At 71.9% G+C, this 11,678-nt stretch carries 12 protein-coding genes; 10 read left to right on the forward strand and 2 right to left on the reverse strand.

Going from position 1 to position 11,678, the window contains the following annotated elements:
• Together ACFOWE_RS01960 and ACFOWE_RS01965 are read left to right on the forward strand one after the other, a co-directional pair.
• The coding region (locus ACFOWE_RS01960) for a sensor histidine kinase (RefSeq protein WP_377285000.1) at positions 1-610 on the forward strand (610 nt) is incomplete at its 5' end.
• Positions 607-1,056 carry a response regulator transcription factor gene (locus ACFOWE_RS01965; RefSeq protein ID WP_377285001.1) on the forward strand — a complete coding sequence of 150 codons (450 nt, stop codon included), beginning with the start codon at positions 607-609 and terminating at the stop codon, positions 1,054-1,056. The genes ACFOWE_RS01960 and ACFOWE_RS01965, both read left to right, overlap by 4 nt.
• A 31-nt stretch (positions 1,057-1,087) precedes the next feature.
• On the opposite strand, the gene ACFOWE_RS01970 is transcribed toward ACFOWE_RS01965, so the two are convergent.
• A complete protein-coding gene (locus ACFOWE_RS01970; RefSeq protein WP_377285002.1) occupies positions 1,088-1,561 on the reverse strand; it encodes an AAA family ATPase in 474 nt (157 codons plus the stop codon).
• 172 nt (positions 1,562-1,733) lie between these two features.
• On the opposite strand from ACFOWE_RS01970, the gene ACFOWE_RS01975 reads away from it, so the two are divergent.
• The gene (locus ACFOWE_RS01975; RefSeq protein WP_377285003.1) at positions 1,734-2,117 is read left to right on the forward strand and encodes a response regulator transcription factor; all 384 of its coding nucleotides are present in this window, start codon (positions 1,734-1,736) and stop codon (positions 2,115-2,117) included.
• 63 nt (positions 2,118-2,180) lie between these two features.
• Here ACFOWE_RS01975 and ACFOWE_RS01980 read toward each other — a convergent pair whose 3' ends face one another.
• Positions 2,181-2,858 carry an endonuclease V gene (locus ACFOWE_RS01980; RefSeq protein WP_377285004.1) on the reverse strand — a complete coding sequence of 226 codons (678 nt, stop codon included), beginning with the start codon at positions 2,856-2,858 and terminating at the stop codon, positions 2,181-2,183.
• A 333-nt stretch (positions 2,859-3,191) separates the two neighbouring features.
• On the opposite strand from ACFOWE_RS01980, the gene ACFOWE_RS01985 reads away from it, so the two are divergent.
• The 7 genes from ACFOWE_RS01985 to araB form a co-directional block, all read left to right on the forward strand.
• Positions 3,192-4,061, forward strand: coding sequence for a CHAP domain-containing protein (locus ACFOWE_RS01985; RefSeq protein ID WP_377285005.1), 870 nt, complete (start codon positions 3,192-3,194; stop codon positions 4,059-4,061).
• A gap of 294 nt (positions 4,062-4,355) precedes the next feature.
• Positions 4,356-5,375: a LacI family DNA-binding transcriptional regulator gene (locus ACFOWE_RS01990; RefSeq protein WP_377285006.1), complete on the forward strand. Its 1,020-nt coding sequence runs from the start codon at positions 4,356-4,358 to the stop codon at positions 5,373-5,375.
• 90 nt (positions 5,376-5,465) lie between these two features.
• Entirely contained in the window at positions 5,466-6,446 is a 981-nt protein-coding gene (locus ACFOWE_RS01995; protein ID WP_377285007.1) for an ABC transporter substrate-binding protein, read from the forward strand.
• 70 nt (positions 6,447-6,516) lie between these two features.
• The gene (locus ACFOWE_RS02000) at positions 6,517-8,028 is read left to right on the forward strand and encodes a sugar ABC transporter ATP-binding protein (RefSeq protein ID WP_377285008.1); all 1,512 of its coding nucleotides are present in this window, start codon (positions 6,517-6,519) and stop codon (positions 8,026-8,028) included.
• Positions 8,025-9,074 (forward strand): ABC transporter permease, encoded by a 1,050-nt coding sequence (locus ACFOWE_RS02005; protein WP_377285009.1) that lies wholly within the window; start codon positions 8,025-8,027, stop codon positions 9,072-9,074. Before ACFOWE_RS02000 ends, ACFOWE_RS02005 begins: the two co-directional genes overlap by 4 nt.
• Complete coding sequence (gene yjfF / locus ACFOWE_RS02010) at positions 9,071-10,066, forward strand: galactofuranose ABC transporter, permease protein YjfF (protein ID WP_377285010.1); 996 nt, start codon at positions 9,071-9,073, stop codon at positions 10,064-10,066. Before ACFOWE_RS02005 ends, yjfF begins: the two co-directional genes overlap by 4 nt.
• Positions 10,067-10,142: 76 nt before the next feature.
• Positions 10,143-11,678: ribulokinase (araB, locus tag ACFOWE_RS02015; RefSeq protein ID WP_377285011.1), on the forward strand; the 1,536-nt coding region annotated here is incomplete at its 3' end.

The following is an 11,678-nucleotide window of genomic DNA, read 5'->3' on the forward strand; positions in this document are numbered from 1 at the left end:
CGGCCGCTGCCGCGCCGCGGTGCAGCCCGCCTTCACCGCCGCCGGGGTCGAGCTGGTGTCGGCCCTGGCGCCGGACCTGCCGCCGTTGCAGGGCGACGCGGCCCAGCTGGAGCGCGTGCTGCTCAACCTGCTGTCCAACGCCGTCAAGTTCACCCCGCGGGGAGGGACGGTCACCGTCGGCGCCGGCCGTGACGGCGGCGTCCGGGGGGGCACGGTCACCCTCGCCGTCGCCGACACCGGGGTCGGCATCCCGGAGGAGGAGCAGGGCAGGTTGTTCACCCGGTTCTTCCGCTCCTCCACCGCCAGTGACAACCAGGTGCCGGGCACCGGTCTGGGCCTGGCCATCAGCAAGGCCATCGTCGACGCGCACGGCGGGACCATCGGCGTCCGGTCCGTCCCGGGCAGGGGCACCACCGTCACCGTCACCCTGCCGATCACGCCGACCACGCCGACCACGCCGACCACGCCGACCACGCCGACCACGCCGACCACGCCGGCCACATCGGCCCCAGTGGCCACACCGACCGCACCGACCGCACCGGTCACATCGGCCCCAGTGGCCACGCCGACCGCACCGACCGCACCGACCACCGTTAGGAGAACACCATGAACCCTGTCGAGTCCCCCGCCGCCCCGGCCCGGCCGTTCCCGGCGCAGGCCACCGTCCTGGTCGTCGACGACGAACCCCATGTCCGCGCCTTGCTGACCGACGTGCTGACCAGCGTGGGGCTGGACGTCATCGCCGCGGCCGACGGCGTCGAGGGGCTGCACCACGCCCGCATCGACCGGCCCGACCTGGTCATCCTGGACGTCATGATGCCCGGCATGTCCGGGATGCAGGTCGGCCAGGCCCTGCGCGAGGACCCCGCCACCGCCCACCTGCCGATCATCATGCTCACCGCCCGCGGCAGTGAGCTGTCCCGGTCGCTGGGCTTCATCTCCGGCGTCGACCGCTACATGACCAAGCCCTTCGAGGTCCGCGGCCTGCTGTCCGAGGTCCACGCGCTGCTGGCCGGCCGCCCCGCCGGGACGCCCGGGGCGGGCCGCCACCGCTGATCCCGCCCGCGGTGGCCGGAGCCCCGGGCCCTCACGGCCGCCACTCCTCCAGCGGACGCACGGCGAACCCGCCGTGGCCGTCGAAGCGGACGGTGAACAGCTCGTCGAACCCGTCGGCCGGGCGCGGGCGGCGCAGGCGCTTGAGCGTGGCGTACAGGCCCACCTCCGGGACGCGGGCCCGTCCCGGCCGGGCGGCGTTGCGCTCCAAGGAGCCGGCCAGATCGGGCGGGAACCAGTAGCCGATGACCCGCGCCCCGTGCTCCCGGGCCACCTCGATGAGGGGCAGCCACTCCTCGGGGGAGGGATTGGTGTTGTCCACGGCGACGTCGCGCCCCTGCTCCAGCGCCTCGCGGATCAGCCGGAGCTGCCGCTCCTGGCGCCGCCGGGCGCGGGGGAAGAGGTCCTTGCTCACGTGGGCGTGGGTCGCGGCGAGCGCCTGGCCGTAGAAGGTCGTCTTGCCCGACCCCTGCAGGCCGATCAGGATGACCACCTCGCGGCCGCTCACGGCGTCGAAGAACCCTCCTCCTGCTCCGGTACCGCTCCCCAGTGTGCCCCGTGGGCCCCGCGCCGGCGGGCCGGTGCTCTCGCCAAATTCGTGCAAAGGGCGCAAGACCGGTATGAATGTCGGTGACCAGGGCACTTTCCTAACCGGGGACGTGAGCTGTTGGGGGTGAGACATGGCCAGGGTTCTGACGGTGGAGGATGACACCGACATCCAGTTCGTGATCAGTTTCGCGCTGAAGAAGGCCGGGCACGAGGTGCGGATGGCCAATGACGGGCTGGCGGCGATGGATGCCCTGGCCGAGAGGTTGCCCGACGTGGTGATCCTGGACTGGATGATGCCGGGGCTGTCCGGCCCCGAGGTGTGCCGCAGGTTGAGAGAGATGCCGGGCGGGCAGAACGTCGCGGTGCTCATGCTCTCGGCCAAGTCGGAGCAGGCGGATGTGACGCAGGCGTTCGAGGCGGGTGTCGACGACTACATGACCAAGCCGTTCAGTCCCAAGGACCTGGCGGCCCGTGTGCAGGACCTGCTGGCCCGGGTGGCGGGGACCCATCTCTAGGAGAGTCCTCTCCGGGACGTGACGCCGGCGTGACACGGCGGCCGTCCTGCGGACCGCGGTCGGTCAGTCCGCCGCGGCCCGCAGGGCGGCCCGGGAGAGCCTGTCGGCGGCCCGGGTCGTCTCCGGGAGCCGGTAGCGGGGGCTGAGCCCCAGGACGTGCCGGCAGGCCGTGTCCAGGTCGACGCGGTGGCCCGGGGAGACGAAGACCGGCTTGACGCCGTCCTGCGTGCGGAGCACCCGCCCCACGACCTCGCCGTCCAGCATCAGTTCGCTCCAGGAGCCGCGCCGTGGGCCGGGTTCCCGGTAGGAGCCGACGAAGGCGGTCTTGCCCACGCCCACGGTGGGCAGCCCGGTGAGCACCCCCAGGTGGCATGCGAGGCCGAAGCGGCGCGGGTGGGCCAGGCCGTACCCGTCGCAGACGATCAGGTCGGGGACCGAGGTGAGCCGCTCCAGCGCCTCGACGAGCGAGGGCAGCTCCCGGAAGGCCAGCAGCCCCGGCACGTACTCGAACGCGGTCCGGCCGGCCACGGCGACCTGTTCGACCACCCGGTGGGTCGCCGTGTCGAGGACGACGACGGCGGCCGCGAGCCGCTCCCCGGCGTAGGCGACGTCCACCCCCGCCACGGTCGCCGGGTCCGAGGGGCCCGGGCCCGCCAGGTCGAGCCCGGCGCGGAGCGCGTCCTGCACGGCCTCGGCCTCGGCGGCCGTCTCCGGCCAGGGGTGGGACAACTCGATCTTCACGGAACGTGACGATATCCCCCGGCCGTGTCCCGCGTGAGGACGGGGCCCGCCGGGTGGAAGACGCGGAGACGACGGCATCGGCGCGTCACGGGGTGCCGGTTTCCCCTGCCCTGGGTCGTGTGCGGAGCGTTACCGCTGATTTTGTCTCAGTAACCGTCCGCGGTCGCCGAACTGTAGGGCGACAACAGGGTGTGCGCGGACCGCTCTCTGCCCGCAGGTGCGCGCCGGTCCCGGTGGTCGGCCCTCCGCGCCGCCGGGAGCCCTCCCCGGCCCGTCGCCGCCCCGGTGGCGCGCGGCCCCCTCCCGGCGGGCAGCAGAAAGGGAAACGCGTCTTTGTCCGCCCTGTCGCGTGTCTTCCGCGGGAGCCTCACCGCGGGCCTGGCCCTCACCGCCGTCACCGGGTTCTCCGTCCTGTCCGCCGCGCCCGCCGCCGCGGACACCCTGTCCGACTCGTCCCCGTTCGCGGATCTGCAGGCCCGGATCGCCGAGATCGAGTCCAATATCGCGACCCTCCGGCAGGGGACCGTACGGATCCCCGCGGCCACCGAGCTCCCGGCGCGGACCGCGCCGGGCGGCCTGACGGAGCAGACCGGGACCGGCGGGCTCCAGGCAGGCGCAGGCACGCGGTCCGCGGACGTCCAGGACCGGCTCGACCAGGCGCGGGCGCAGCTGGAGAGCGCCGGAATCCAGCTCCCCGGGCGGCTCGGCGCGACCGGGTCCCAGGCGCAGGCCGCGCCGCTCTCGGCCGCGGCCAAGGCGCAGCAGGTCGTCGCCACCGCGCTCAGCAAGGTCGGGGAGGGCGAGAGCGGGGACGGCACGACCGCCTACGGCATCTGGTACGACGAGCACACCAAGCAGAAGGGCTTCGCCGCGGCGGCCTGGTGCGACATGTTCCTGGCCTGGGTGGGGGTGCAGAACGGGGTGGACGAGCAGATGGGCGTCTTCGCCTACACCCCCTGGCACGCCGAGTGGTTCGACAAGCAGAGGCGGTTCGACCGCACCCCGCGCGTCGGCGACCTGGTCTTCTTCGACTGGGCCGGCTCCCGCAGCATCGCGGCCATCGACCACGTCGGCCTGGTGACCGGCGTCAACCCCGACGGCTCGGTCACCACCGTCGAGGGCAACATCAGCGACAAGGTCGTCACCCGCACGCGCACCATGCAGAACATCGTCGGTTTCGGGCACCCCGCCTACGGCGGCTGACCTCCGCACCTGTCCGGCCGTCCCAGGCCCGTGCCGTCCCGCGCGGTCCGCTTCCCGCGGATCGCGCGGGGGAGCGACGCCGGGCCGTGCCGGGATTTCTGGTGTGAGCGTTAACAGACATCCGGGCCCATTCAAGGGCTCCGCGGTCCCGCCGTCAAGGCCTTCCGGCGCCGCACTCCGCGATCGTGCGGCGTAATCCGACCGTAACCGGAGAGGTCCTTGACGCAACCCGTTGTTAACGTTCACAGTCTGACCCAGACCGGTACGGCCGGTACGGCGACGAGGGAGCGGCCCGTGACATCGAGCAAGGAGCGTCTGCCCGTGATGGCGGACGTGGCCCGGCTGGCGGGCGTCTCGCACCAGACGGTCTCGCGGGTGCTCAACGACCACCCCAACGTCCGCGCCGAGACCCGCACCCGGGTCATGGAGGCGATCGACCGGCTGGGCTACCGGCGCAACCTCGTGGCCCGCGCCCTCGTCACCCGGCACTCGCGCACGCTCGGCGTCGTCAGCTTCGACACCACGCTGTACGGCCCGGCGAGCACGGTCTACGGCATCGAGCAGGCGGCCCGGGCGGCCGGCTACTTCGTCAGCATCGTCAGCCTCACCTCCATCGACCGGGCGGGGGTGCGGGACGCGCTCGGCTATCTGACGGAGCAGGCCGTGGACGGCATCGTCGTGGTCGCCCCGCAGCGTTCGGCGGCCCGCGCGCTGACGGACCTGCCCGCCGGCGCCCCCGTGGTCGCCGTCGAGGGAGGGGCGGCCGGCGACGTCTCCACGGTCAGCGTCGACCAGGTCGCCGGGGCCCGCCTGGCCACGGAGCACCTGCTCGGTCTCGGCCACGAGACGGTCTGGCACGTCAGCGGCCCGTCCGACTGGCTGGAGGCGGAGGGGCGGGTCGAGGGGTGGCGGGCCGCGCTGGCCGCCGCCGGTCGCCGGGAGCCCGAGATGCTCGTGGGCGACTGGAGTCCGCGTTCGGGATACGAGGCCGGGCGCCGCCTGGCCGGGATGGAGGATGTCACCGCGGTGTTCGTGGCCAACGACCAGATGGCGCTCGGGGTGCTGCGGGCGTTCGCCGAGGAGGGGGTGCGGGTCCCCGAGCGGATCAGCGTCGTCGGGTTCGACGACATCCCCGAGTCGGAGTTCTTCTCGCCCCCGCTCACCACGGTCAGGCAGGATTTCGCCGCGGTCGGCCGGCGCAGCATCGAGATGCTGCTGCGCCGGATAGAGACGGGAGAGCGGAGGGGCCGCGAGACGTCCGTGGTCCCGCCCAGGTTCGTGGAAAGGGCCAGCACCGCGCCGGCCTCACGATAGTCGCGAAGGGATCGGGGGTGAACGTCGCGACGCATGTTAACGCTAACAAAAACATGCTCACAGGAGCATGAGCGGGAAAGGAAGACGACCGTGTTCAAGAGGATGTCAGCGCTGCTGCTCGCCGGTGTCACCGTCCTGGCGGCGGCCGGCTGCGCGAGCGGCGGCTCGGGCGGGTCCGGCGGGGCCGACGACGGCAAGATCACCATGGGCTTCTCCCAGGTGGGTGCGGAGAGCGGCTGGCGCACCGCCAACACCAAGTCCATCCAGGACTCGGCCAAGACGGCCGGGATCGAGTTGAAGTTCTCCGACGCCCAGCAGAAGCAGGAGAACCAGATCAAGGCGATCCGCTCCTTCATCCAGCAGAAGGTCGACGTCATCGCCTTCTCGCCGGTCGTGGAGTCCGGCTGGGACACCGTGCTCAAGGAGGCGCAGAACGCCAAGATCCCGGTGATCCTCACCGACCGGGCCGTCGACTCGGCCGACACCAGCCTCTACAAGACCTTCCTCGGCTCCGACTTCGTCGAGGAGGGCCGCAAGGCCGGCAAGTGGCTGGTGGAGGAGTACAAGGACTCCACCGAGACGGTGAACATCGTCCAGCTGGAGGGCACCACCGGCTCCGCGCCCGCCAACGACCGCAGGGACGGCTTCGCCGAGATCATCAAGGCCGATCCCAAGTTCAAGGTGATCGCCTCGCAGACCGGCGACTTCACCCGGGCCAAGGGCAAGGAGGTCATGGAGGCGTTCCTGAAGTCCAACCCCGACATCGACGTGCTCTACGCGCACAACGACGACATGGGCCTGGGCGCCATCGAGGCGATCGAGGGCGCGGGCAAGGTCCCGGGCAAGGACATCAAGATCATCACGGTCGACGCGGTCAAGGACGGCATGCAGGCGCTCGCCGACGGGAAGATCAACTTCATCGTCGAGTGCAGCCCCATCCTCGGCCCGCAGCTGATGGACCTGGCCAAGAAGGTCGTCGCCGGCGAGCAGGTGCCCCAGCGGGTGCTGACCGAGGAGACCACCTTCACCCCGGAGCAGGCCAAGGCCGCTCTGCCCACCCGCCCGTACTAGTCCGGACGGGGCCGCTCGCGGATCCTGAGCCCCGCGAGCGGCCCCGCCCTCCCGAGGAAAGGGCCGCCCCATGGCCGCACCCGCCCCGATCCTGAGGATGAGCGGGATCAGCAAACAGTTCCCCGGCGTGCAGGCGCTGGACGGCGTCGACTTCCGGCTGCTGCCGGGAGAGGTGCACGCCCTGATGGGAGAGAACGGCGCCGGCAAGTCGACCCTCATCAAGGTGCTCACCGGCGTGCACGGCATCGACGCCGGCCGCATCGAACTGGACGGGGCGCCGGTCTCCTTCGCCAGCCCCCTCCACGCGCAGCAGGCCGGGATCAGCACGGTCTACCAGGAGGTCAACCTCTGCGCGAACCTCTCGGTCGCGGAGAACATCTTCATCGGCCGGGAGCCGCGCCGCCTGGGCCGGATCCGGTGGAAGCAGATGCGGCGGCGCGCCGCCGAACTGCTCGCCCGGCTCGACCTGCGCATCGACGTGTCGGCCCCGCTGTCCTCCTACTCCCTGGCCATCCAGCAGATGGTCGCCATCGCCCGCGCGGTCGACATCTCCGCGCGGGTGCTCATCCTCGACGAGCCGACCTCCAGCCTCGACGCCGGAGAGGTCTCCCGGCTCTTCGCGGTGATGCGCCGCCTCAAGGAGCAGGGCATCGCGATCCTGTTCGTCTCGCACTTCCTCGACCAGATCTACGAGATCTCCGACCGCATGACGATCCTGCGCAACGGCACGCTGGTCGGGGAGTACCTCACCAGCGAGCTCGGCCAGGTCGAGCTCGTCGGCAAGATGATCGGCCGCGAGCTGGCCGACCTGGAGAAGCTCGAGGGCAAGCCGCCCGCGCGGGTGAGCGGCCCGCTGGTGGAGGCCGAGGGGCTGGGCCGCGCCAAGGCGATCGAGCCGTTCACGCTCACCATCCGCCAGGGCGAGGTCGTCGGCCTGGCCGGGCTGCTCGGCTCCGGCCGCACCGAGATCGCCCGGCTGCTGTTCGGCGCCGACCACGCGACCACCGGCTCGCTGAGGATCGACGGTGAGCCCGTCACGCTGCGCACGCCGCGCGCGGCCATGAACCGCGGCGTCGCGTTCTGCTCGGAGAACCGGCGGACGGAGGGCCTGGTCGGCGACCTCACCGTGCGGGAGAACATCGTCCTGGCGCTGCAGGCCAAGCGAGGCTGGCACCGGCCGATCCCCCGGCGCACGCAGGACGAGCTGGTCGCCAAGTACATCGCCGCGCTGAACATCCGCCCGGGCGACCCCGACCAGCTCGTCAAGAATCTCAGCGGTGGCAACCAGCAGAAGGTGCTGCTGGCCCGCTGGCTCATCCTCGAACCCCGCCTGCTCGTCCTCGACGAGCCCACCCGCGGCATCGACGTCGGCGCGAAGGCGGAGATCCAGCGCCTGGTCGCCGAGCTGTCCGACGGCGGCATGGCCGTGCTGTTCGTCTCCGCCGAGCTCGAAGAGGTGCTGCGGCTCAGCCACAAGGTCGGCGTCCTGCGGGACCGGCGCCTGGTGGCCGAACTGCCCAACGACGACGGCCTGACCACCGGAGTCCTCATGGAGACCATCGCGAGCGGAGGACGCGCATGACCGCCCTCGCCAGGCACCGCCTGCTGTGGCCCGGTGCCGTCCTGGCCCTGCTGCTGCTGGCGAACGTGGCGTTCACACCGGGCTTCCTGTCGGTCGAGATGAAGGACGGCCACCTCTACGGCAGCCTCATCGACATCTTCCGCTTCGGCGCGCCGCTGATCCTCGTGTCGATCGGCATGACGCTCGTCATCGCCACCGGCGGCATCGACCTGTCGGTCGGCTCGGTGGTGGCCATCTCCGGCGCCCTGGCCTGCCTGCAGATCAGCGAGCTGCCCGACCAGAACGGCGTGGGCGGCGTGCTCGCCGCCGTCGGGCTGGCGCTGGCGCTGGCGGTGGTGCTGGGAGCGTGGAACGGCTTCCTCGTCGCCGGCGTCGGCATCCAGCCGATCATCGCGACGCTGATCATCATGGTCGCCGGGCGCGGCCTCGCCCAGCTGATCACCGACGGGCAGATCATCACGGTCAACAGCGACCCCTACAAGCTCATCGGCGGCGGCTACTGGCTGACCCTGCCGTTCGGCATCCTCATCGTGCTGGCCGTCCTGGCCGCCACCGCCTTCCTCACCCGGCGGCTGGCCCTGGGCCTGCTCATCGAGTCGATCGGAGGCAACGCGACGGCCAGCAGGCTGGCGGGCATCCGCTCGCGGGGGCTGACCGTGGCGGTCTACGCGTTCTGCGCCCTCTGCGCGGGCATCGCCGGACTGATGATCAGCTCCAACGTCTCCAGTGCCGACGGCAACAACGCGGGCCTGTGGATCGAGCTCGACGCCATCCTCGCCGTCGTGATCGGCGGCACCTCCCTCATGGGCGGCCGCTTCTCGCTCGGCGGCACCGTGCTCGGCGCGCTCATCATCCAGACGCTCACCACCACGATCTACTCCGTCGGCGTCCCGCCGGAGACCACGCTGCTGTTCAAGGCTCTCGTGGTGACCGTGGTCTGCCTGGTGCAGTCCCCGTCCTTCCGCGAGAAGGCGTTCCGGCGCCGCGGACGCCGCCGTCCGGCCGCGCCCGCGGCCACCGACGAGAAGGTGGAGGTCACGGCATGAGCACGGGCGTCCTGACCCGCGGCCGGTCGGCCCTTTCCGGCCACCGGAGCACCTACATCCCCGTCCTGGTGACGGCCGGCCTGCTGACGGCGATGTTCGTCGCCGGAGGCGTGCGCTACGAGGGCTTCGCCACCGGGCAGGTGGTGCTCAACGTCTTCGTCGACAACGCGTTCCTGCTCGTGGTCGCCGTCGGCATGACCTTCGTGATCCTCACCGGAGGCATCGACCTGTCGGTCGGCGCGGTGGTCGCGCTCTCCACGATGGTCTCGGCGAGCCTCATGGCGGGCCCCGGCTGGCCACCGCTCCTGGTGGTCCCGCTGGTGCTGCTCATCGGCGCGGCGCTCGGCCTCGCGATGGGCTGCATGATCCACTACTTCGACATCCAGCCGTTCATCGTCACGCTGGCCGGCATGTTCCTGGCCCGCGGCCTGTGCTACGTGATCGGCACCGACTCGATCCCGATCACCGACCCGGCCTACACGGCCGTCGCGCAGACCCAGATCGCGCTGCCCGGCGGCATGTTCGTCTCGGTGAGCGTCGTCATCGCCCTGGCGGTGGTGCTCGCGGCGGCGTACGTGCTGCACTACACCCGGCTCGGCCGCAACGTCTACGCCGTCGGCGGCAGCGAGCAGTCGGCGCTGCTCATGGGCCTGCCGGTGGCCCGGACGAAGATCATGGTCTACACGATCAGCGGTTTCTGCTCCGCGCTCGGCGGCGTGCTGCTCTCGCTCTACATGCTCTCCGGGTACGGCCTGCACGCGGTCGGCATGGAGCTGGACGCGATCGCCGCCGTCGTCATCGGAGGCACCCTGCTGACCGGCGGGTCCGGCTATCTGGCGGGCACCGTGCTCGGCGTGCTGGTCCTCGGCCTGATCCAGACGATCATCAGTTTCGAGGGCACCCTCAGCTCCTGGTGGACCAAGATCTTCATCGGCCTGCTGCTGTTCGCCTTCATCCTGCTCCAGCGCCTGATCTCCGCACGCCGGACCTGACCGGCGCCGGAGACCGGGCCCGAGCGGCCCGGCCGCGGCCCCCGTCCTTCGATCAACCCCCGACCCGGGAGAGAGTGTGAACGCTAACAGCGACCGGTACGTGATCGGTGTCGACTTCGGCACGCTGTCGGGCCGCGCCGTGGTGGTGCGGGTCCGTGACGGCGCCGAGCTGGGCGCCGCCGTGCACGAGTACGCCCACCGGGTGATCGACGACCGGCTGCCCGGCACGGACGTGCGCCTGGGGCCGGACTGGGCGCTGCAGTCGCCCGAGGACTGGCGGCAGGTGCTGCGCACCGCCGTGCCCGAGGCCGTCGCCGCCGCCGGGGTCCCCCCGGAGCACGTGATCGGCATCGGCACCGACTTCACCGCCTGCACGGTGCTGCCCGCCACCGCCGGCGGCACCCCCCTGTGCGAGACCGCGCGCTTCGCCACCCGGCCGCACGCCTGGCCGAAGCTCTGGAAGCACCACGCCGCTCAGCCGCACGCCGACCGGATCAACGCGGTCGCCGCGAAACGGGGGGAGAGCTGGCTGCCCCGCTACGGAGGGAAGATCTCCTCCGAGTGGCAGTTCGCCAAGGGCCTGCAGGTGCTGGAGGAAGACCCCGAGGTGTACGGGGCGGCCGAGCGGTGGATCGAGGCCGCCGACTGGATCGTCTGGCAGCTGACCGGCGTGGAGACCCGCAACGTCTGCACGGCCGGCTACAAGGCGATCCGCCAGGACGGGACCTACCCGTCGCAGGAGTTCCTGGCCGAGCTCAACCCCGCCTTCGCCGGCTTCACCGGCAAGTTCGGCCCGGAGCCGGTCCCGCTCGGCGGTCTGGCGGGCACCCTGTCCGCGACGGCCGCCGGCTGGACCGGCCTGCCCGAGGGCATCGCGGTCGCCGTCGGCAACGTGGACGCGCACGTCACCGCCGCCGCGGCGGACGCCGTACGGCCCGGCCAGATGGTCGCGATCATGGGCACCTCGACCTGCCACATCATGCCCTCCGACGTCCTCGCCGAGGTACCGGGCATGTGCGGCGTGGTCGGCGACGGGATCGTGCCGGGGCTGTGGGGCTACGAGGCGGGCCAGTCCGCCGTCGGCGACATCCTCGGCTGGTTCGTCGAGACCTGCGTGCCCGGTTCCTACGAACGGGAGGCCGAGCGGCGGGGCGTGAGCGTGCACGAGCACCTGGCGGCGCTCGCCGCCGGGCAGGAGGTCGGGCAGCACGGCCTCGTCGCGCTGGACTGGCACAACGGCAACCGGTCGGTGCTCGTCGACCACGACCTGTCCGCGGTGGTCGTCGGCCAGACGCTCGCCACCCGCCCCGAGGACACCTACCGGGCGTTGATCGAGGCGACGGCCTTCGGCGCCCGCACGATCGTGGAGACCTTCGAGACCGCCGGCGTGCCGGTGCGGGAGTTCGTCGTCGCCGGCGGCCTGCTGAAGAACCGCTTCCTCATGCAGGTCTACGCCGACGTGCTCCGCCGCCCGCTCTCGGTGATCGGCTCCGAGCAGGGCTGCGCCCTCGGCTCGGCGATCCACGCGGCCGTGGCGGCCGGGGCCCACCCCGACATCACCGCCGCCGCGGCGGCGATGGGCAAGCGCACCGAGGCGGCCTACCTGCCCGAC

The organism is Planomonospora corallina (genome assembly GCF_042650625.1).
Classification (GTDB): domain Bacteria; phylum Actinomycetota; class Actinomycetes; order Streptosporangiales; family Streptosporangiaceae; genus Planomonospora_B; species Planomonospora_B corallina.

What these genes read in the sequence shown, in the direction of transcription:
- ACFOWE_RS01965 (WP_377285001.1), top strand. Translation starts at nt 607, where the DNA reads ATGAACCCTGTCGAGTCCCCCGCCGCCCCGGCCCGGCCGTTCCCGGCG.
- ACFOWE_RS01975 (WP_377285003.1), top strand. Translation starts at nt 1,734, where the DNA reads ATGGCCAGGGTTCTGACGGTGGAGGATGACACCGACATCCAGTTCGTG.
- ACFOWE_RS02000 (WP_377285008.1), top strand. Translation starts at nt 6,517, where the DNA reads ATGGCCGCACCCGCCCCGATCCTGAGGATGAGCGGGATCAGCAAACAG.
- ACFOWE_RS02005 (WP_377285009.1), top strand. Translation starts at nt 8,025, where the DNA reads ATGACCGCCCTCGCCAGGCACCGCCTGCTGTGGCCCGGTGCCGTCCTG.
- yjfF (WP_377285010.1), top strand. Translation starts at nt 9,071, where the DNA reads ATGAGCACGGGCGTCCTGACCCGCGGCCGGTCGGCCCTTTCCGGCCAC.